Below are 20716 nucleotides of genomic sequence, written 5' to 3' on the forward strand. Positions count from 1 at the left end.
TTTGTATGTTTGCTGAAATCATATATGTCACAAGAAATAAATCCAACCTACTCAGAAGATAATATCAGAACCCTCGATTGGCAGGAACATATCCGTCTGCGCCCCGGCATGTACATCGGGAAGCTCGGCGATGGCTCTTCCGCTGATGATGGTATTTACATTTTACTTAAAGAAATTCTGGATAACTCTATAGACGAGTTCAGGATGAGGTCCGGTAAAAGAATTGAAATAAAAGTGGATGACGGTAAAGTTACGATCCGTGACTTTGGCCGTGGAATTCCATTGGGGAAAGTGGTAGATGCCGTCTCCAAAATGAATACCGGGGGTAAATACGACAGTAAGGCGTTCAAAAAATCAGTCGGACTGAATGGGGTAGGTACCAAAGCCGTTAATGCCCTTTCAGACTATTTCAGAGTACGGTCTTTCCGTGACGGAAAGATGAAGGTAGCTGAATTTTCCCGGGGAATGATCACGGAAAACTTTGAGGAAAGAGAAACTTCAGACAGAAACGGTACGGAGATTTCCTTCATTCCTGATGGTGAAATATTCCTGCATTTTAAATACCGAAAAGAGTATATCGAAAGAATGCTCCGCAACTATGCTTACCTGAACCCAGGACTGAAAATCCTTTTCAACGGAGAAACCTATTTTTCTGAAAATGGTCTGAAAGACCTATTGGAAGAAGAACTTGAAAGCGATACCCTTTATCCTATCGTTCATCTGAAAGATGAGGATATTGAAGTGGCGATCACTCATACAGATAAATCCCAGACGGAAACCTATTTTTCATTCGTAAACGGACAGAATACAACTCAGGGAGGAACGCACCTCAATGCATTCCGTGAAGCATATGTGAAGACTATCCGTGAATTTTTCAATAAAAATTTCGATGCTTCCGATATCCGGAAATCTATTATTGCTGCCATCTCCATCAATGTAGAAGAACCTGTTTTTGAGTCCCAGACCAAAACAAAATTAGGGTCTAATGATATAGGACCAAACGGGCCTACTGTAAGAACCTTTATCATTGATTTTCTTAAAAGCAAACTGGATAATTTCCTGCACAGAAATCCTGAAATTGCAGAAGCGATCCAAAGGAAAATATTGATTTCCGAAAGAGAAAGAAAAGAACTCTCAGGAATACAGAAGCTGGCAAGAGAAAGAGCCAAAAAAGTGTCTCTTCACAATAAAAAGCTTCGCGACTGCCGACAGCATTATAACGATCAGAAAGCAGAAAGAAAAGGCGATAGCCAAATATTCATTACCGAGGGTGACTCTGCATCAGGATCTATCACAAAATCCAGAGATGTAGAAACACAGGCTGTATTTTCACTGAAAGGAAAACCCTTGAACTGTTATGGTCTTACGAAGAAAGTAGTATATGAAAATGAGGAATTTAACCTTCTTCAGGCTGCTTTAAATATTGAAGAAAGTCTTGAAGACCTTAGGTATAATCAGGTAATCATTGCCACGGATGCCGATGTTGATGGGATGCATATCCGTTTACTGATGATCACATTCTTCCTGCAGTTCTTCCCCGATTTGATCAAGAACAATCACCTTTATATTCTTCAGACCCCGTTATTCAGAGTGAGGAATAAAAAAGAAACAAGATACTGCTATACCGAAGCAGAAAGAATAAAAGCTTTAAATGAACTTGGGAAAAACCCGGAAATTACCCGATTTAAAGGACTTGGAGAAATCTCTCCGGATGAATTTAAACATTTCATCGGAAAAGATATCCGCTTAGAGCCTGTGGTCATCGGAAAAGATCAGACCATAGAACAGCTTCTGGAATTTTATATGGGGAAAAATACACCGGACAGGCAGACATTTATCCTGGAAAATCTGGTGGTGGAGGAAACGGATATTGATAAGAAAGAAGCTTTGGATGAAATAAGCACCTCTTAAAACTTACAATAAACATGACAATTAATGAGACTAAGTAACCGTAACAAAGCATCGTTGTACAATTTTATCAATACGTTGCTCCTTATGATGGTTGTATTGGGAATAGTCGGGTTTTTAGCTAATGAATATAGGTTTAATGCATTGGGAAATGAAAGCTATTTACTGATTATCGTCCCGGTGCTGATGTTAATCGCCTTCCATCTTAACGGACGACAGATTTTTGAATATGACAGTGATGGAGAAGCCCTGAATTTTAAAAACAGAAATATTATTCCTTTTTTGAATACTCCTCTGTATGATGAGTTTCCAAAATATAAACTGATAAAATATGATGTAATAACTATCCTCTTTATCAAAAGACTATATATTACCATTTCAAGTAAGAATAACGGCTCTACAGTACTGAAGTACCAGATCTCTTATCTGAACGGAAAAGAAGTAAATGATTTAAAACTCTCTCTGAACAAAGTAGTGAAAGCTAATAAAGAGAAAAAAGATTAATAATAAAAATGACAGAAGAATATTCGCATGAGGGTGAAAGCTTAAAGAAAGTTTCCGGGCTTTATAAAGACTGGTTTCTGGATTATGCTTCCTATGTAATTCTTGATAGAGCTATCCCTTCGGTGTATGACGGGCTGAAACCTGTTCAGCGTAGGATTATGCACTCTATGAGAGAACTGGAAGATGGCCGATATAATAAAGTAGCTAATATTGTAGGAAATACCATGAAATATCACCCTCACGGTGATGCTTCCATTACGGATGCCATGGTGCAGATCGGGCAAAAAGAAATCCTGATAGATACCCAGGGAAACTGGGGAAATATCTATACGGGAGATTCTGCAGCTGCTGCAAGGTATATTGAAGCCAGGCTGACTCCTTTTGCACTGGAAGTGGTATTTAATCCCAAAACAACAGAATGGGCAAAATCCTATGACGGCAGAAATAATGAACCTATTGATCTTCCTGTAAAATTCCCTTTGCTGTTGGCTCAGGGAGTGGAAGGAATTGGGGTAGGGCTTTCCACCAAAATACTTCCGCACAATTTTAATGAGCTGATCAATGCTTCCGTAGCCTATTTAAAAGGAAAAAGATTTGAAATATTTCCTGACTTCCTGACGGCCGGTTATCTGGATGTTTCCGAATATAATGACGGTCACAGAGGAGGAAAAGTAAGAGCGAGAGCAAAAATTACCCAGACAGATAAACATCTTCTGGTTATTTCTGAACTTCCTTACTCCAAGACTACGAGTGATCTGATAGATTCTATCTTAAAAGCGAACGAGAAAGGGAAGATCAAAATCAAGAAAATTGAGGACAATACCTCAGATAAAGTGGAAATTCTGATCCATATTCATCATGATGTTTCACCGGACAAGACAATTGATGCTCTCTATGCATTTACAGACTGCCAGGTGACTATTTCTCCCAATGCCTGTGTAATTGTAGGAGATAAGCCTATGTTTATGAATGTTTCGGAAATCCTGAAAATGAATACGGATCATACGGTTTCTTTGCTGAAAAAAGAACTCGAAATTGAGCTTCACGAACTTCAGGAAAGCTGGCATTTTTCTTCATTAGAAAGGATATTCATCGAAAACAGGATCTATCACGATATTGAAGAGGTAAAAACCTGGGATGATGTACTAAAGACAATAGATAAAGGATTAAAGCCTCATACCAAACATCTTTTAAGAGCAGTAACGGAAGAGGATATTTTAAGATTAACAGAGATCAGGATCAAGAGAATTTCAAGATTCGATTTAGATAAATTTAAAGAAAATATTGCCTCCCTTGAAGGTAAAATAGAACAGGTAAAACACAACCTGGCTAATCTGATTCCTTATGCTATTGAGTATTATTTAAATATTCAGAAGAAATACGGAAAAGATAAGCAGAGAAAAACAGAACTTAGAATCTTCGATACTATTGATGCAACAAAAGTAGCCGTAGCAAACGAAAAATTCTATGCCAATTTTGAAGAAGGATTCATCGGAACATCCCTGAGAAAAGATCAGTATATGTTCGATTGTTCTGATATTGATGATATCATTACTTTCAGAAAAGATGGAAGCATGAAAGTGGTAAAAGTGGAAGCTAAAACTTTTATAGGAAAGGATCTTCTCCACGTGGCAATCTGGAAGAAAAATGATAAAAGGACTGTATATAATATGATTTACCGCGAAGGTAGAGATGGTCCTTATTATATGAAACGTTTTTCTGTAACCGGAGTAACAAGAAATACGGATTATCCTTTGGCTTCAGATAAAAAAGGTTCAGAAATGCTGTATTTTTCAGCTAACCCTAACGGGGAAGCGGAGACCGTGACCGTCCTTTTAAAACCGAACCCAAGGATCAGGAAAAATAAAATGGAGATCAACTTCTCCGAACTTGCCATTAAAGGAAGAGATTCCAAAGGAAATCTTGTGACCAAATATGCAGTGAAGAAAGTTGATATGAAGGAAGAGGGTGTTTCTACACTGGCCCCGAGAAAGATATGGTTCGACGATACGGTAAGAAGACTGAATGCGGATGCAAGAGGAACTTTATTAGGCAGCTTCAAAGGCGATGACAAGATTCTGACCATTAATACCAATGGCGAAGTAAAGCTGGTTTCTTTCGACTTGGGCAACCGTTTTGATGATGAATACCTGGTGCTTGAAAAATGGAGGCCCGGACAGCCTATTACCTGTATTTACTATGACGGAGAAAAAGATATGTACTTTATCAAGAGATTCTTATTGGAAAATACCGTTAATGTACAGACTTTTATGCCTTCAGAACATCCAAAATCGTTCATTGAAAATGTAATCGTGGCCAACGAAGCAACAGCTGAGATTATTTTTGCAAAAGATAAAGGAAAAGACCGTGAGCCTGAGACTATCAACATTGATGAGTTTATTACTGTAAAAGGAATAAAAGCAATTGGAAATCAGTTCACGAAATTTAAGGTGAAAGCAATCAACATCACGATTCCAGAACCTGTGGAAGAAGAACCCGAAGTTTACGAAGAGCCGGAACAGACAGGAGATATGGATGAAGATGGAGGGATCATCGGTGATCTGTTTCAGGATGGAGAGAATAATGAATCTGAATAAATAAAGAATTTCAGATCAAAAAAATAGATAAAAAAGACATCAGATGAATATAGTTGTTTTAATTATAATGGCTGTTACATGTATTTTTAGTTACATGGGACTCAACAATACAAGTTTATTTGAAAAATATAAATTTAATGTTGGGGCTATTGCCAATCGGAAAGAATATATCAGGCTTATCAGTTCTGCATTTTTGCATGCAGATTTTATGCATTTATTTTTTAATATGCTTTCTCTCTACTTTTTTCAGGGAGTGGTTATTCATTTCTTTGGAGAAATAGGATTTTTGATCGTGTATTTCGGATCAATGATTCTTGGGAATTTATTCAGTCTGCAGATCTATAAAAAACAACCGTGGTATTCTGCTATTGGTGCCTCTGGTGCTGTGTCAGGAATTATTTTTGCATCTATTGCAATGGCACCGAATGAAATCAGTGTTAACTTCCTTCCGGGATGGTTGTTCGGAACATTATACTTTGGATATTCAGTATACATGATGCTGAATCCTAAACAATGGGATAACCTGGGACATGCCGCTCATTTGGGAGGTGCATTTTTTGGGCTTATTTATTCTATTGTAATGCACCCACAGCTGGCAATGAGTAATATGCTTTTCTTGGGGGTGATGTCACTGCCGTTGATTTATCTGGGATATCAGATCTTTGTCAGGAAAAGAATAGGATAAAATACTATTTTTACTAAAAATATCAAAACCAATGAACACATCAGAATTAAACAGTTTCATCGTGATACTTATCTATGGTTCATTGGTTTTGCTTTCCCTGCTGAAACTCACCAACCCTTTACAAGTTAACAGAAAAGCGAATTTCTGGTTCGGGGTTTTTCTGTTTCTGTGGTCTACCTTTTGGATGGATGAGGTTCTGTTTTTAATCACCGGATCAGTAATTGAGTTCCATTCTCTGTATGTAGTGCGTTTTATCCAGTTTCTAACGCCCATTGTTTTTTATTTCAGCGTATTGTTTTATACCAATCCTTCTTTTACTTTTAAAATTACGGATCTTAAATTTCTACTGCTTCCGGCAGCTTTTCTGGTATGTCTTTTCCTGATAAAATCCGGACTCAGTAATCCATTTGAATATCTGAGTGTTATTTTAATCCTCATTCAGGCCCTGTTTTACACCGGACTTTCTTATATTATCATCAGAAAGCATCAAAGAAAAATTCAGCAGTTTTCCTCCAATACAGAAGGAATTAACCTAAACTGGCTGGAGTATATTATCGTTGTACTTTTTATTGTCAATATTATTTATGTGATCTACAACCTGTTTTATGATCCCACCTCTTTAAATTTCTTCATTAATGCAGTTTTTTTGCTGGTTATTTACTGGGTCGCTTATTATTCTCTGAAGCAAAAGGAGATTTATCCTGTAGAAGAAAAACAACGCCAGGAGCTGATCTCTATTGATGAAGATGCTGATGAAGAAGAAGTGAAAAGAAAGCTGATCTCAGATGAAGAATTAAGTAAGATTAAAATTCAGCTGGAAAACATGATGGAGACCGGTAAGCCTTATTTGGATAGTGAGCTGAACCTGATCAAATTAGCAGAAACACTTGAAGTTTCCAGTCATCAGCTGTCTTATGCCATCAATACCGGTTTTGGAAAGAACTTTTTCCAGTATGTCAACGGATACAGGGTAGAATATGCAAAAGTACTTCTCAAAGATACGGACAGTAAATTTTCAATTTTAGGAATTGCCTATGAGTCGGGATTCAATTCCAAGACTTCTTTTAATACTACGTTCAAAAAACTCACCGGTCAGACCCCTTCAGAATTTAAAAAAATAAGTTCCGATTTATAAAGTTTACCTTTTTAATGTTGATAATCCATTGTAATTCAATATTTTAATATTTTTTGAGTGTTGTCATAAAATGAGTTCATTAAGATAAGTCGGAACATTAAAATTTTACATCTATACTAGCTTTGTACCATAAATTTTGTTTTATGGAAACCAAAGAATCATACGCCGTTATTACAGGAGCCAGCCAGGGACTGGGAAAAGCATTTGCCGAAAATCTGGCCAGGAAAAATATCAATGTTATTCTGGTAAGTCTTCCCAATCAGAATTTAAAAGAGCTTACAGAAGAACTCGAAAAAAACTATCCTATAAAAGCCCATTATTATGAAGTAGACCTTTCCGTACATGATAATGTGATGAAACTTACAGCATGGCTTAATCAATCCTTTGACATTCATATCCTGATCAATAATGCAGGTCTTGGGGGAACCAAAAAATTTACAGAAGCCAGCTCAGACTACATCAATACTATCCTTCAGGTGAATGTGGCTGCCACTTCACTTATTACCCATCAGCTTCTTCCTAATCTTTTAAGGCAGCCGAAAGCCTATATTTTAAATGTTTCAAGCATGGCCGCTTTTTCCCCTATAGGGTTTAAAACAGTATATCCGGCTTCTAAAACCTTTATCCATTCCTTTTCCAGAGGCTTACATGAAGAGCTGAAAGATACCAATGTTTTTGTAAGCGTAGTGAATCCCGGAGCCATGAAAACCAATACGGATGTATGTAAACGGATTGAAAAACAAGGCTTTTTAGGAAGGCTGACCCTTTTAAACCCTGATAAAGTAGCTTCTTACTGTATTCACCAGTTATTTAAAAAAGATTCCGTAATTATGGTGAACCCAATCAGCTGGCTGATCATGAGAATTTTACCGATATGGATAAAACTTCCGCTGATGACCCAGGCAATAAAAAGAGAAATCGAAGCATGAAAAAAATTTGTGTAACCGGAGCAACAGGGCTTCTGGGAACTAATGTTATCATTAAGTTATTACAAAATGGTTATTCTGTTACTGCTCTGGTGCGCAAGAAAAGCAGCTGGCTGGGCGAAGAAAACGAAAATCTGAAATTGGTGGAAACAGATCTTTCATCCGATATCTCATCACATCTCAGCAATACTGACTGTATCATTCATATTGCGGCAGAAACACGGCAGAACCTCCTCAGCTATGAGGAGTATAAGAACGTGAATTATGACACCGTAGTGAACCTGTTTACCCATGCAGAGGTAATGGGAGTGAAAAAGTTTTTGTTTGTGAGTACAGCAAATACATTAGGATTTGGAAATACAGGCTTCTGGGGAAGTGAAAAATCCCCCCAGCTTTATCCTTTTACTTATTCTTTCTATGCTCAAAGTAAGCTGGCAGCGGAAGAGTATCTTTTACAGAACCGTAAAAATACAGAGGTTATCATTGTTAATCCAACTTTTATGATCGGAGCTTATGATAGCAAGCCAAGTTCCGGGAAAATAATCTTCTGGACCTGGAAAAAGAAACTGGTCTTTTATCCGAAAGGAGGGAAGAACTTTGTACATGTGGAAGATGCAGCCCACGGCATATTAAATGCTATCGAAAATGGAAGAACTGGTGAAAAATACCTTTTAGCCAATGAAAACCTAAGCTACAGTGAATTTTTTAAGAAAGTAAACCGAATTACTGATCAAAACCCAATTATGATAGCCATTCCCAATAGAATTTTGAGTCTCCTTGGATTGATTGGTGACGGTTTGAGAAAATTAAACATAAAAACAAGCATCAGCACTTCCAATATGAAAGCCCTGCAGATTTGTAATTATTATTCTAACCAAAAATCGGTAAAGGAGCTGGGAATCAAATACCAATCTATTGATAAGGCAATCGAAGATGCTGTTCAGTATTTTATTAAAAACAATACGTATTGACCTTCATTCCGTAAAAAAATAAAAAACCAGCTCTCAAAAGCTGGTTTTTATCAAATTATCTTGTTATTTTCTGAGTTACATTTTTGTTGGAAATAACACAGGCTTTGCTGCAGTTATTTGCACTTGAAATATTAACCTGTACGAGTGCCGGTAATGATCTGTATTCTTCCGTATTGTAAGGAGCTTCAGTACCATTGCTTCCACCCCCTTTAATATCATATTGTATTTGGGCAACCCCTGTAAATCCAATTGCAGGCCTGAAAGAAAGGGCTCCCGTAGTGGATGAATAGGTCCATGTCCCTTGACTGTTCGTATAAACACCGCCTGTTATATTAGGAATTACAGCGCCATTGCTATCCAAAAAACGGAATGAATTAAAATCAAGGTTGTTGTATGAAAGGGTTGGCGGATTTTGCCCGTTTGCTGAAGAATAAGCCGCATCATTAAGCAAAGGATAATACGTTGATTTTATCCCAGGACATCCCGCGAACAGATCATCTGTTACTTCAGCAGCATAAGGCCTGGTAACCCCTAAGTTTCTCAATAAATGGATGTTTTTAGCAGCTCCTGTAGAAGCGGCAAAACCAATTCTAAAGGTAGAAGGAGGTGATGTATCCAGCGTTCTTACCGTATTGTTGGATATGGTAGTCTCAGTATATTTCAGAGAAGTTGGATAATAATAATTATCAATCACTTTTTCTTTCACAGTTCCATGCTGTATTTCCAGGGTTATATTGTAACCACCGGAAGGGTTGGGAACTAATGTGACATAAGCTTTACGGAATCTTCCATCATTTTCATTGAGAGGAAAGGAAGTTCCACCACTTTCAATGCTGAATTGCTGAAGACCCGTGTTTTTAATACCAATAAACTTTCCTGTTGTAGTATCCAGATAAGCAGATCTGTTGCTGCTGGAAGGGGAGGCGTTGGTAGCTGTACTGTAAAGTAATGGATAGCCATTATATCCCGCAGGCTCAGCCGACGACAGATATTGGTTTCCACGTTTACCTCTTAAAGAAATATTGCTTCGCCCATCGGCTAGTCCCACTCCAAAAATTCCATTTCTAACCCTTTCTCTCTGATTAAAGCTGGTTTTAAAATTTCCGTATTCATCCAGGCCTATTCCTAGATAAGCTCCTCTAAGCCCTTCCGTAGATTCACCTCCACGTATAAAACTATATCCCAATCCTCCACCAAAATATCCGAGATTAAGTTGGGTTTTAGGGATAGATCCGTCTACCAAAAATATAGAGATGCCATCCCCTCCGTTGGTATTTCCTCCATAAATGGCAAATTCAAATTCGAACTTGATTCCCTGATCACTTTTGAATATTTTATCAGCCAGGATTACCCCTCCTGAAATATTATTTACACTTCGGGTCAGTCGTAATCCGTCTGTAGTAAACGTAGCGTCATTCTGGACACCGCTTGTTGCTACTTTATAGGCTTCCTGAGGCTGCAACCCCTGCGTAAAGTTAACAAAATACGGATATCCGGTTCCCTGTTCATTCTGCGCCATGATATTTTGGGAGAAAATGAACAATGAAAAAGTGAGCAAAAATCTTTTGTATCTTACAATTGAGGTCCTTTTTATCATAGCTCAATTATTTGACAACAAAAACAATATTAATAAAAGAACAGTCTGTAGCCGCTGCTTTTACATCATATTTCATGACACCGTCATCAGAAATACTAATATTACTGAATACATTAGGATCAGCATCCGTTACATAATAGTAAAGATCCTTGCTGGATGGGAAAAAAGGAATAGATACCGGAGCGCTGGTGCTCTTTGCCTTTGGAGATCCGAACTGAGTTTTATATAATGTATATAGGTCTTTAGTTCTACCAGCTGCTGTGGTAGAAGTATCAAAAGAAACACTAGGCATGTAAAACATTTTTACAGCATTATTGCTGATACATAACCAATCAGGACTGGAAGGTGTGCCTATATTTTGGCTTAAACATTTTTTATCGGTATCATAAATTAAAAGAGAATTCGCCGGATTGGAAATAGCATCCCTTTTTGCAGTAGTAAGCCTCGGAATCAACATTCCTTTATTTTGGCTATAGACATCTAAAATGGCACTTTGATCAGGATTAGAAGTATTAATCCCTACCTGGGCGAATGTAAAAGAGCTTAGTAAAAAAAATGAACTTTGTAAGAAAAAACGTTTCATCATTAGTAAATTTATTTATGTTAATAATATTTAAGTTAACAACATGGATTGTTAAAAGCATCACTGTACTTTTAAATTAAAAATGGTTTTCGTTTTTTTTTAGTTTTCGGATAACGTATTGTTCCGCAGACAATATGTATAACAATTCCTTAGAATATATTATAGTCAAAGGTTAAGCATGTAAACACAGATATTAACCACAATAATGACCTACAGTCTTCATTGTTAAATGTATTTTTTGCTATTGTTGATTTTGCTAAGAGAATTGAAAATAGGATTAGCAATAAGTCTACTATGTCGGACTTTTAATGGTATGTAAAATAATAATATTCATAATGCTTGTGTTTCTACAAAAGTACGAATAATTCATTTACATCAGTAAATTATTGTGATTAAAATTATATTAAATTATTTTTTTGGTTTAAATATTATTTTTTAATTAATTTTTTACTTATTATGCAATTGTTTGTGTTTTGTCTTTATTGCTATAAGAAATTAATAAACCAAAGTATTTTTTTAAATTATCGATTGGAATTTCACTCCGGAAATATAAACTTAAACATCTTGCAAAATGATCCGGAAATTTGAAGATAAAACAAGCCTCTGTTCTTGCAATATAAAAAAGCAGGTATTAATCACAAAGGAGACTATTGATGATGTAATACTAGATATTAGATAATTAAGTGGTTGACTATCAGAGTGTTGTTTGGGAATCGAGCCTGTTTTATAAAGTTCCTTGTTTTTGAATATTTGAACTCTCAGGAGAATTTTGAAAATATTATCTGCTGAGATTTTCTAATGCCTCTTCCAGCATGACAACAAAATTGATATGTTTTGTCTTATTGCTTTCAAAAATAAAATCTTTCATACTCTGGCTTTGGTATTGGTTGAAATCTCCAACTATGGCCAGTCCGATACGATAGTTTGAGAATTTCTGCAGTATTTCACCTGCCATTTTTGTTTTCAGATCAAAAAAATCAGGAGTAATGTTTTTTTCATACAGAATTACTTTATCGAATCCCTGATAATAAATATTGCCCATGAGATCCAATCCATCCTCTGCAGATTGAATGAGCATGTCATCAGAAATTATTTCCGCTATTTTTATATTGTTGACCGTATGGGATTTGATTAACATAGCTATTCTTTATAATATCAAAGATAATGAATAAGGAAATTTTCATGGGTTATACTTTATGGAAGTAAATGTACCTATTTCCTTCCATAGATAAACCTGTCATTGTCAGACAAATCCTTCAATAGCTCTGCCTTGGAAAAGTCACTATACAATGCCAGGGTTTCCGGACCCAGCTTCTGATTGATTTCTAAAAATAAAAGACCGTGATCATTCAAATGTTTTTTACAGTCTGCTGCAATTTTTCTGTAAAAGACCAGCGCATCAGAAGTAGGAGAGAAAAGGGCCATTTTAGGTTCAAATTCTTTTACTGAATCTGCAATTTCAACCTCTTCCTCTATTCCTATATAAGGAGGATTGGAGATGATAATATCATAACATTCATTAGGCTCAAAACCAAGATAATCAGCGTGTATGAAATTGATATTCAGCTGATGGTACTCTGCATTTTTTTGAGCAGTAGACAATGCTTTTTCAGAAAAATCTACCGATGAAACTTCAGCATCAGGAAAGTGCTTTTTTAATACCAGAGGAATGACGCCACTTCCTGTTCCGATATCCAGAATTTTTAATGCTGTAGTTTTCTTTTTTTCAGCACTGGAGGCATGCCGGGTTTCTTCAGTCCATTTACTGTCCAACCCTTCAGACCTTATATCTCTATACCTTGCATTGGAAATGTATTGTTGAATCTCAGGAATAGCAATTTCGAGCATTTCCTCCGTTTCAGGGCGGGGAATCAGTACATTTTCGTCTACAAAGAATTTCATTCCGTAAAACTCTGTTTCCCCTAAAATCTGCTGATAAGGCCGTCCGGTCTTCAGCTCAGATACTAAGCTGGAAAGTTGGTTTTCATCTTCCATTAAAAGCTCCTGTTCAGAAAATCTTCTTTGCTGAAAATGATCAAAGCCTACAATTTTATGAATAAATAACGAGGATAAAAAAGCACTTTCCGACTCAGTATAAAGGTCGGAAAGTGTTTCTTTGAAATATTTTTTAAAAGCTGAAATTGTCATCTATCTTGTAAAAACCAGTTTTGTATCTGTAGATTTATCTTCGTCAATTCTGTAACCTTCATAATTGAAAGCCTTTACATCATTGAGCGTTTTGGCATTCGTTTCTGCGCAGAACCTCACAACAAGACCTCTTGCATGCTTGGTGTATACTACTATTGTTTTGAGCTTACCGTCTTTCAATTCATAGAAATCAAAATCAATCACGGTGTGATTTAATTTTTTTCTGTCAATCACCTTTCCATATTCATTGCTGGCAAGATGAAGCAGAACTTCTCCTTTTTTCATTTCAGAATTCAGCTGCGCTGTAATTTTTTCTCTCCAGAATTCATACAGGTTTTTATACTCTTCGAACGCAAAAGGGCGCCCCATTTCAAGCCTGTAAAGCATTACCTTATCAGAAGGTTTCAAAAGACCATATAATCCGGAAAGCATTCTATGATTTTTTTGCAGATACTCTATAGAAGCCTTATCAAGGGTTTTAGCATCTAAACCTCTGTATACTTCACCTGTGAAAGCAAACAGGGCAGGTGCAGACTCTTTGGCGGTAGGCTTTGATTTCCATCTTTGATTTCTTTCCCAGTTTTCATCAGCCAGCTTGGTTGATATTTCCATTAATTCAGAAAGATATTTTGGTGATTTTTCTTTTAAATAAGACTGTATAAGTGCTGCATCTTCAATGAATCTTGGAGTAGAAGATCTCAACAGGTCTGTTGAATTTTCTATATTCATTAATTTGGCAGGCGATGTTACAATTTTCATAATGTTAAAATACAGATAAGTTTTTTGAATCCATAAAATTCAGAACCATCACAGAAATAAAGGTAAGCATGCAATGGCATTGAACAGGATGTTAAAGTTTTGAATGTTATTTTTTACAATAGGTCAAAAATTTTCAATAGTGGCAGAGAAAGAATAGGTAAATCATAAGCAACTGGAAGACAAAAAATGCAAATGTAGCCGGATGCTTATAGGCTATGCTGTTGAAACGCTATATCTCAGGTGAACCTGATTATATTATTCCTTTTCCCTGGCGGATGATTTCCGGTTCTCCCGAAGTAAGATCTACAATGGTAGAAGCTACATTATCACCATATCCCGAATCAATGACAATGTCTACAAGATGATCATATTTCTCAGCAATCAGTTCAGGATCTGTAGAATACTCAATAATTTCATCATCATCTCTTATGGATGTTGAAGCAATTGGATGTCCCAGTTTTTCAACGATAAGCTGCGGAATAGGATGATCCGGAACACGGATACCAATTGTTTTGTGTCCTTTATAAGCTAACGGCAAACTTTTATTAGCTTCAAGGATAAATGTAAAAGGTCCCGGCAGATGACTTTTCAGAAATCTGAATATCGAGGTGTCGATAGGTCTCGTAAAGTCAGAAAGATGGCTGAGATCGTTACATATAATTGAAAATTTTGCTTTTTCCAGCTTTATTTTTTTCAATTGAGCCAGTTTTTCCATGGCTTTTATATCAAAAATGTTACAGCCTAACGCATAAATTGTATCCGAAGGGTATATAATAAGCCCTCCGTTATTGAGTGTTTTAATAACCTCGTTTACAAGATTTTCCTGAGGATTGTCCGGGTATATTTTTAGTATTTTTGCCATAAAACAAAGATACAAATAATAAAATAGTTTTCATAAAAGTCCCTTATTTAAAAGAAAAATTAGGATTTTTAAAAAAAAGTCGTACATTTGCAATCCAATATCGCGGGATGGAGCAGTAGGTAGCTCGTCGGGCTCATAACCCGAAGGTCATCGGTTCGAGTCCGGTTCCCGCTACTAAGTTAAGTGCTTTCGGTAAGCACTCTAAAAATACACCGCGGGATGGAGCAGTAGGTAGCTCGTCGGGCTCATAACCCGAAGGTCATCGGTTCGAGTCCGGTTCCCGCTACTAAGTTAAGTGCTTTCGGTAAGCACTCTAAAAATACACCGCGGGATGGAGCAGTAGGTAGCTCGTCGGGCTCATAACCCGAAGGTCATCGGTTCGAGTCCGGTTCCCGCTACTAAGCTAAGTGCTTTCGGTAAGCACTCTAAAAATACACCGCGGGATGGAGCAGTAGGTAGCTCGTCGGGCTCATAACCCGAAGGTCATCGGTTCGAGTCCGGTTCCCGCTACTAAGTAAGTGCTTTCGGTAGGCACTCTAAAAATACACCGCGGGATGGAGCAGTAGGTAGCTCGTCGGGCTCATAACCCGAAGGTCATCGGTTCGAGTCCGGTTCCCGCTACTCAATGAGAGAAGCAATACGTACTGCTTCTCTTTTTTATGTGTGAAAATGAATGGTTACTCTAAAAGACGGAGGATCGGAGGATCAGGGATCAGTCTCAAAAGTTGGGGTCAGATTATCAAAAATTGAGTCACAAAAGCTGAGTGAAACGTTATAAACACTTTAGTTTATTTTAAGTTTAAACTGATTGAAAATAAAAAGTACACGTAAGCAAAAAATCTTTGATTTTTTTAAAACTTACGTGAGCTTTAGTGAGCTTATTTTCACAGCTTTATAAACTTAAGTGTTCAAAAAACTTTGTGACTTTTGACTGCGTCGAAATAACATTCATCGACTGAAAGGAGATAATCTTCCATTTGTGGTCAAAATAAAAAATGTAAACAAGTTCAATATCCAAATAAAAATAAATTGAGATGTTTATTTTTTAATTTAATTCAATTGGATTATTATCATGTATTTTACTTTCTTTTATTTTAACATCTAAATTTTTTAGAAAATTTTGCTTTTCTTCATTGCTTTTAAAAATAATATCGCCAGTAAAAGCTTCATCCCTATATCTTTCCAAAGGACTCTTTTTAGATATCTCTTTATACTCATTTAAAGTAATTTGTTTTGCATCTTTATAAGTGTCATCATTTAAAACAACGTAATTAGATTTTTGTTTTTCTACAGATATAATTTCAAATGAATGAGTGTTTGTTTTATCATATACTTTTAGAATTAGCCGCGGGTAAACCACAAAATTTATAAGGTCCATCGGAAACTGGAAGTTCTGTAGTAAACCAGGCGTTCCATTCTCTTCCGGCAAAAATAGCGGTTGCTTTTTGAGTTGTGTACTCTAATATTTTTTCTTTTTCATCCGAAATTTTCCAATCTATTTTCCTGTCATCTTTAACTTTAAAAACAGTGTTTGGCATATGATTAGGAGTGTAAAAGTATACTATGCCATCGCTATTTTTTTCAACTACATATTTTATTTTCATTGAGGCGTCTGGAAACAGCATAACACCTTTTTTAGACATTACTGCCATAGTGGAGTCAGATATAATATGCTTTAGCCCGGTGAAAATAGACTGCTTTTCTTTGTTATTAAAGTCTAAAACTACAATTTCATCAGTGATGATGCCTCTTTTTAAAGTATCTGTCACAAATTTATAGTTATAGGTCAATCTAATATTCTGAGAAAAATATATAGAAGGTAGAAAAAAACAAAAAAGAAGTAAATTTTTCATGTATTAAAAATTATGAGGGCAAAGTGTATGGAACTCTTCTTCACCTCCAATCATTGTTTTCGTTTCCTGAAATTTGTTTAAGAGGTTTGATAAATATATAAAATAATTTTATTCCCTATTGAGGGTAGATACATTTTATTATTGATGATTTTTCAAGATTGGTTGATTGGCGATTTTCTTATCGCTATCAGCATTTCCGGACTTCAGTTCGATTGCCAGCCTTATGCATATGATGAATAATATTTATAAAAAAACTACCTTTTTAAGGTAGTTTACAGGTTTTTGAGCTCTAAAGATATATCCGTTAATTCAGATTTATTTTTGTACAAAAATACTGTGCGGAATAAGAATATCATCTCCTTCTCTGCCATATTGAGGTACAATAAATCCTTTTGGTTCATATCTGTTTGTACCGGAATTATAATACCAATTGGCACAGCCACTTATCTGTAGTTTTATGTGATAGATATGATCATATGCTGCTTTCTGAAATTCCCCAAAATCGGGAAGCGACTGATGAAGATCATCCAGCTCCTGGCCGTACGCATCATGCAGCCTCATAGCCTCTGTACAGGCTTCCTGATAAGAGAGCTTGTACTGATGACTTAGAATAAAGATGATATTGAGACTTTCAGTTTCTATTTCAAGCTCTTTTTTCAGAGAGGCAAAATCATTCTGGATGACAATAATCAGGGAAAGGAGCTCTCTGCAGCGCTGTACAACAGGATGATTATAAACATGAACTGGCAGTGCAAAATTAGTGGCAGGATCTATAAGGTCACCATAAGGCCACATACCGATTGAATATTTCCGGAAACTGAGGTAATGAGCAAGCAGGGGATAGGTTCTGATTTCAGCTTGTTTGAAAGGTATTTCCTCCGCCATGCCATACATGATAAATTCATAAAAATTGATAGATACACGATCTATCCAGAATTGGGGCATTCCATTCGCCACCCATTCTTTTCTTGCCTGTGCCATCTGCCGCAGAATTCCAATTTCATCCGGATGCGGCTCATCCCCCATCATGACTTCATAGACTCTATCGGCCATTGCTTTAAGTTCTTTTGCCGGTGTTAATCCGAAATAGTCATCAAAAAGTGTGATATAGATCATCAACCTTGCACAAGGACGCATACGTTCTATAGAATCACAAGTCGGATTCATATAAGTAGCAACCCGGGACAGAAATTGAGGTTTACATCTTTTTATTCCTTCTTCAGAAATAAAAGTGTAATCCTCATCATACCAGGTTTTTTCTTCCTCATCAAAGGCATTGGCAATAGGGCTGTTGACTGTTGGCCAGGGATAATGGCATTGGGGAACTATTAATTCTTCTCTCATGGTTTTATTATTATAAAGTAAGTTGATAATCTTATGTTTTGCCTTCAGTTTTTCTGATTTGACATCCTGAACTCCGTGTTTATTTAAGATGATGATTAAGATCAGACAAGCTTATTGTTGTTTTTTAAATTTTTAATCCAATATTCACGGTCAACATGTTTTATCTCTAAATCAAGAGACTGTTCATCAGTACCATATTTGGCAATGGCAAAACCTTCTTGAGTATAGCGTTTAGTTCCCGACTCATAATAGAAGGCATTGAGGCCATGGATCATTATCTTTACATGATATATATAATCTTCTACCATTTCCTGATAAAATCCAAAATCAGGTAAACAGGTCGTTATAGAATCAATTTCCCTAACCATCTCATCATGTATTTTGAGCGATTCTACGATGGCTTCTTCCAATGGAACTTTATACTCATGCATTACAACCAGAATAATATTCAGTGTTTCATTATCTGTAGCCAGTTCTTTTCTTATCGATGCAAAATCATTCTGAATAGCAATGATCATTGATTGAAGCTCTCTTAGCCGGTTCATGGTAGGATGCTCGTGAATGTGTACGGGTAGGGCTTGCCCCATTGCAGCCTCTGTTAGGTTAACAAAGACCTTCTGTCCGATAGAGTACATTCGGATCAATAAATAACGGCCAATCGAGGGATAGGTATTGCTTAATTTAAATGGGGTTTCTTCCATCACACCATAGGTGAAATATTCTTGAAACTCCCTTGCCATACGTTCTATCCAGAATAACGGCATTCCATTTGCAATCCATTCTTTCCGGGCAGCTGCCATTTGGCGGAAAATACCGATTTCATCTGGTTGAGGGTCTTTTTCCAGCATGATTTCATAAGTGCGATCAGCGAAGGCTTTCAGCTCATCCAGCGGCATAATACCTACATAATCATCCATTATGGTATGATAGTAGCCACAACGTAATATGGGACGCATGATTTCAGGATTACTTGTAACAGGCCACATGTTAAAGACAAAATCATATAACTGCTGCTTTCCGTATCTGTTTCTTGTTTTTTCCTCCAAAAAACCATAATCTTCTTTAAGCCATTTCTCCTCTTCGGGAAACTCTGTAAAAGGGCTGAAAACTCTCGGCCATGGATAACTGGGAATAGGGACATATACTGTTTTCATAGTTGTTTTTATTATATTAAATTTTTATGAAAATAATTAATCTGTTCTGCATGTAGATTGATAATGTCGGACCAGAGATAATTACTTCCTGGGAATAATTTGCTTCGTCAAATTCTTCTATATAAGCCTGTTTAAACTAATTAAAAATGTAGGTACAAAGCTGGGTGAAACACTATAAACACTTTAGTTTATTCTAAGTTTAAGCTGATTAAAAATAAAAAGTACACGTAAGCAAAAAATATTTGATTTTTTTTAAAATTTATGTGAGCTTTATTAAACTTAAGTGTTCAAGAAACTTTGCGGCTATGTTGAATCTTCGATTTGTGGTTAAAATAAAAGTTTACATGAGCTCTATTCATAATATTTAAAATCTATTTTAATAGGATGGTTAAGTAGTCAAAATGAAAGCATTTTAGTAAACAATAAACTTAATTTAATTTCAATTAAAGATTGCTGTAGTACATTTTATACTACTTTGCTATTTACTAAATTTAACATGGTTGAGCTTTTCCTTCAGTTCTCTCGCTTCTGGAAACTCCATTGCATTGTAACGGTCCAGTTTTGTAGATATATTTTTCCATCCACTGAGCACCATACTCATATAGTGTACCCAGTTTACAACGGCATCCTGCCATATTCCAAAATCAGGCAAAGAAGCCTGTAGTTCTATGAATTCTTTCAGATCTTCATTATGAAGGCGCAAATCTTCAAGACAGGCTTCTTTCAAAGACATCTGACGTTCATGTTGAATTACCTTTACAATATTGTAATAAATACTGTCGGTTGCCTCATCTTTCAATACAGACTGTACTTCATTGAAAAAGGTAACCAGATGACAGGCCAGTGTCTGTAAACGGATGATCACCGGGTGCTCATGGATCTCCTTCGGAAGAATAATTCCTGTTTCCAGCTCTGTAAGCTGAAGGAAAGGATAAAGGCAGATAGAGTTTTCACGTAAGGCAATACATTCGCTCACACTGGGATAGGCTTTATTTTTCTTGTATTTTAATTCGGTTTCTAATCCTGTAAAATATTTGCTGATCATTTGTGTAAAACGGGAAACCGATTCCTGAGGAATAAACTGCAATAGCTCCTGTCTTAATGTGGCCAGCATAGGTCCTAAAGGTATTCCGGAATCTTCAGCACTGATCTCGCCATTGAGTATGGCAATTGATTGGGCATGTATATGTCCGATATCTTCAGGCTCACTTTCTTCATAAAGGTCATCATTGTAGAGGGTCCACAGCATCAGCCTGCAAATGGGTTTGAACCGTTCTGGTGATGCAGTTGGAAACCATTGGGCCGCAATATGGGCCGTCTTTGTTTTTTTGTACTTTTTGCGTAGATCGGGATTCTGCTCATAAAGCCACAGGTATTCCCCGTCGATCCATTGTTTCTCGGTAATCTCCTGCAATTGTTCGGCATTGGGATTTTTAAGTGTTGGGAACGGATACCTGAACTGATTGCGAAGCAGTTCAAGGGTGTTAAAATTTTCATTGTTCATGTGTGATAGTTTTGTTACTAATATATCATTTTATTTAACATAATGTTAATTTATTTCACATAATATTGATGTTTAATGTAATATATTCTAATATGATAGTATTAATGGGAAATTGAAGAGGTGAAAAAAATTAATGATGCTATGGGTTCAGGATATCTCTACTTATTCTAAACAGATTTTCATCCT

Annotated in this window: 18 protein-coding genes and 5 tRNA genes; 12 read left to right on the forward strand and 11 right to left on the reverse strand. The window is 36.4% G+C overall.

The genetic code is table 11. The features are described 5' to 3' along the window. Positions 1 to 24: 24 nt before the first annotated feature. From LQV47_RS06325 to LQV47_RS06355, 7 genes are all read left to right on the forward strand, one after another. Positions 25 to 1911 (forward strand): DNA topoisomerase IV subunit B, encoded by a 1887-nt coding sequence (locus LQV47_RS06325; protein WP_230035002.1) that lies wholly within the window; start codon positions 25 to 27, stop codon positions 1909 to 1911. 24 nt (positions 1912 to 1935) lie between these two features. Next, a complete protein-coding gene (locus tag LQV47_RS06330) occupies positions 1936 to 2412 on the forward strand; it encodes a hypothetical protein (RefSeq protein WP_230035004.1) in 477 nt (158 codons plus the stop codon). Positions 2413 to 2420: 8 nt separating this feature from the next. Further along, positions 2421 to 5009 carry a DNA gyrase/topoisomerase IV subunit A gene (locus tag LQV47_RS06335; RefSeq protein WP_230035006.1) on the forward strand — a complete coding sequence of 863 codons (2589 nt, stop codon included), beginning with the start codon at positions 2421 to 2423 and terminating at the stop codon, positions 5007 to 5009. A 43-nt stretch (positions 5010 to 5052) separates the two neighbouring features. Further along, positions 5053 to 5694, forward strand: coding sequence for a rhomboid family intramembrane serine protease (locus LQV47_RS06340; protein WP_230035008.1), 642 nt, complete (start codon positions 5053 to 5055; stop codon positions 5692 to 5694). A 31-nt stretch (positions 5695 to 5725) separates the two neighbouring features. Then, entirely contained in the window at positions 5726 to 6829 is a 1104-nt protein-coding gene (locus LQV47_RS06345) for a helix-turn-helix domain-containing protein (RefSeq protein WP_230035010.1), read from the forward strand. A gap of 143 nt (positions 6830 to 6972) precedes the next feature. Continuing rightward, entirely contained in the window at positions 6973 to 7758 is a 786-nt protein-coding gene (locus LQV47_RS06350; protein WP_230035012.1) for an SDR family NAD(P)-dependent oxidoreductase, read from the forward strand. Continuing rightward, positions 7755 to 8726 (forward strand): NAD-dependent epimerase/dehydratase family protein, encoded by a 972-nt coding sequence (locus LQV47_RS06355; protein ID WP_230035014.1) that lies wholly within the window; start codon positions 7755 to 7757, stop codon positions 8724 to 8726. The genes LQV47_RS06350 and LQV47_RS06355 overlap by 4 nt, the downstream gene beginning before the upstream one ends. Before the next feature lie 55 nt (positions 8727 to 8781). Here LQV47_RS06355 and LQV47_RS06360 read toward each other — a convergent pair whose 3' ends face one another. The 6 genes from LQV47_RS06360 to LQV47_RS06385 all read right to left on the reverse strand — a co-directional run bounded on the left by LQV47_RS06360 (position 8782) and on the right by LQV47_RS06385 (position 14675). Next, complete coding sequence (locus LQV47_RS06360) at positions 8782 to 10245, reverse strand: hypothetical protein (protein ID WP_230035015.1); 1464 nt, start codon at positions 10243 to 10245, stop codon at positions 8782 to 8784. A gap of 85 nt (positions 10246 to 10330) precedes the next feature. Next, positions 10331 to 10909: a hypothetical protein gene (locus LQV47_RS06365; RefSeq protein WP_230035017.1), complete on the reverse strand. Its 579-nt coding sequence runs from the start codon at positions 10907 to 10909 to the stop codon at positions 10331 to 10333. 775 nt (positions 10910 to 11684) lie between these two features. After that, on the reverse strand, positions 11685 to 12044 hold the full coding sequence (locus LQV47_RS06370; RefSeq protein WP_230035019.1) for a DUF4180 domain-containing protein: 360 nt from the start codon (positions 12042 to 12044) through the stop codon (positions 11685 to 11687). A 74-nt stretch (positions 12045 to 12118) separates the two neighbouring features. Then, entirely contained in the window at positions 12119 to 13054 is a 936-nt protein-coding gene (gene prmC, locus LQV47_RS06375; RefSeq protein ID WP_230035021.1) for a peptide chain release factor N(5)-glutamine methyltransferase, read from the reverse strand. After that, on the reverse strand, positions 13055 to 13813 hold the full coding sequence (gene yaaA, locus LQV47_RS06380; RefSeq protein WP_230035022.1) for a peroxide stress protein YaaA: 759 nt from the start codon (positions 13811 to 13813) through the stop codon (positions 13055 to 13057). Between the two features lie 250 nt (positions 13814 to 14063). Then, positions 14064 to 14675: an L-threonylcarbamoyladenylate synthase gene (locus LQV47_RS06385; RefSeq protein WP_230035032.1), complete on the reverse strand. Its 612-nt coding sequence runs from the start codon at positions 14673 to 14675 to the stop codon at positions 14064 to 14066. A 101-nt stretch (positions 14676 to 14776) separates the two neighbouring features. Here LQV47_RS06385 and LQV47_RS06390 point away from each other — a divergent pair. The 5 genes from LQV47_RS06390 to LQV47_RS06410 all read left to right on the forward strand — a co-directional run bounded on the left by LQV47_RS06390 (position 14777) and on the right by LQV47_RS06410 (position 15296). Continuing rightward, positions 14777 to 14849: transfer RNA gene (locus LQV47_RS06390), tRNA-Met, on the forward strand. Positions 14850 to 14888: 39 nt separating this feature from the next. Further along, positions 14889 to 14961: transfer RNA gene (locus LQV47_RS06395), tRNA-Met, on the forward strand. A gap of 39 nt (positions 14962 to 15000) precedes the next feature. Continuing rightward, positions 15001 to 15073 (forward strand) — tRNA-Met (locus tag LQV47_RS06400). 39 nt (positions 15074 to 15112) lie between these two features. Next, positions 15113 to 15185: transfer RNA gene (locus LQV47_RS06405), tRNA-Met, on the forward strand. A gap of 38 nt (positions 15186 to 15223) precedes the next feature. Next, a tRNA-Met gene (locus LQV47_RS06410) sits at positions 15224 to 15296 on the forward strand. A 424-nt stretch (positions 15297 to 15720) separates the two neighbouring features. On the opposite strand, the gene LQV47_RS06415 is transcribed toward LQV47_RS06410, so the two are convergent. From LQV47_RS06415 to LQV47_RS06435, 5 genes are all read right to left on the reverse strand, one after another. Further along, positions 15721 to 16053 (reverse strand): hypothetical protein, encoded by a 333-nt coding sequence (locus LQV47_RS06415; protein ID WP_230035034.1) that lies wholly within the window; start codon positions 16051 to 16053, stop codon positions 15721 to 15723. Beyond that, positions 16001 to 16528 carry a GLPGLI family protein gene (locus LQV47_RS06420; RefSeq protein WP_230035036.1) on the reverse strand — a complete coding sequence of 176 codons (528 nt, stop codon included), beginning with the start codon at positions 16526 to 16528 and terminating at the stop codon, positions 16001 to 16003. The genes LQV47_RS06415 and LQV47_RS06420 overlap by 53 nt, the downstream gene beginning before the upstream one ends. A 315-nt stretch (positions 16529 to 16843) precedes the next feature. Further along, on the reverse strand, positions 16844 to 17872 hold the full coding sequence (locus LQV47_RS06425; RefSeq protein ID WP_230035038.1) for a hypothetical protein: 1029 nt from the start codon (positions 17870 to 17872) through the stop codon (positions 16844 to 16846). Between the two features lie 101 nt (positions 17873 to 17973). Beyond that, positions 17974 to 19026, reverse strand: coding sequence for a terpene synthase family protein (locus tag LQV47_RS06430; protein ID WP_230035040.1), 1053 nt, complete (start codon positions 19024 to 19026; stop codon positions 17974 to 17976). A gap of 478 nt (positions 19027 to 19504) precedes the next feature. Next, positions 19505 to 20530, reverse strand: a complete 1026-nt coding sequence (locus LQV47_RS06435; RefSeq protein WP_230035042.1) for a hypothetical protein — start codon at positions 20528 to 20530, stop codon at positions 19505 to 19507. Positions 20531 to 20716: the final 186 nt, after the last annotated feature.

It is taken from the genome of Chryseobacterium sp. Bi04 (assembly GCF_918698085.1).
In the GTDB taxonomy this organism is placed as follows: Bacteria; Bacteroidota; Bacteroidia; order Flavobacteriales; family Weeksellaceae; genus Chryseobacterium.

Coding starts and splice junctions, on each gene's coding strand:
- LQV47_RS06325 (WP_230035002.1), top strand. CDS start 25: ATGTCACAAGAAATAAATCCAACCTACTCAGAAGATAATATCAGAACC.
- LQV47_RS06330 (WP_230035004.1), top strand. CDS start 1,936: ATGAGACTAAGTAACCGTAACAAAGCATCGTTGTACAATTTTATCAAT.
- LQV47_RS06335 (WP_230035006.1), top strand. CDS start 2,421: ATGACAGAAGAATATTCGCATGAGGGTGAAAGCTTAAAGAAAGTTTCC.
- LQV47_RS06340 (WP_230035008.1), top strand. CDS start 5,053: ATGAATATAGTTGTTTTAATTATAATGGCTGTTACATGTATTTTTAGT.
- LQV47_RS06345 (WP_230035010.1), top strand. CDS start 5,726: ATGAACACATCAGAATTAAACAGTTTCATCGTGATACTTATCTATGGT.
- LQV47_RS06350 (WP_230035012.1), top strand. CDS start 6,973: ATGGAAACCAAAGAATCATACGCCGTTATTACAGGAGCCAGCCAGGGA.
- LQV47_RS06355 (WP_230035014.1), top strand. CDS start 7,755: ATGAAAAAAATTTGTGTAACCGGAGCAACAGGGCTTCTGGGAACTAAT.
- LQV47_RS06360 (WP_230035015.1), bottom strand. CDS start 10,245: ATGGCGCAGAATGAACAGGGAACCGGATATCCGTATTTTGTTAACTTT.
- LQV47_RS06365 (WP_230035017.1), bottom strand. CDS start 10,909: ATGATGAAACGTTTTTTCTTACAAAGTTCATTTTTTTTACTAAGCTCT.
- LQV47_RS06370 (WP_230035019.1), bottom strand. CDS start 12,044: ATGTTAATCAAATCCCATACGGTCAACAATATAAAAATAGCGGAAATA.
- prmC (WP_230035021.1), bottom strand. CDS start 13,054: ATGACAATTTCAGCTTTTAAAAAATATTTCAAAGAAACACTTTCCGAC.
- yaaA (WP_230035022.1), bottom strand. CDS start 13,813: ATGAAAATTGTAACATCGCCTGCCAAATTAATGAATATAGAAAATTCA.
- LQV47_RS06385 (WP_230035032.1), bottom strand. CDS start 14,675: ATGGCAAAAATACTAAAAATATACCCGGACAATCCTCAGGAAAATCTT.
- LQV47_RS06415 (WP_230035034.1), bottom strand. CDS start 16,053: ATGGACCTTATAAATTTTGTGGTTTACCCGCGGCTAATTCTAAAAGTA.
- LQV47_RS06420 (WP_230035036.1), bottom strand. CDS start 16,528: ATGAAAAATTTACTTCTTTTTTGTTTTTTTCTACCTTCTATATATTTT.
- LQV47_RS06425 (WP_230035038.1), bottom strand. CDS start 17,872: ATGAGAGAAGAATTAATAGTTCCCCAATGCCATTATCCCTGGCCAACA.
- LQV47_RS06430 (WP_230035040.1), bottom strand. CDS start 19,026: ATGAAAACAGTATATGTCCCTATTCCCAGTTATCCATGGCCGAGAGTT.
- LQV47_RS06435 (WP_230035042.1), bottom strand. CDS start 20,530: ATGAACAATGAAAATTTTAACACCCTTGAACTGCTTCGCAATCAGTTC.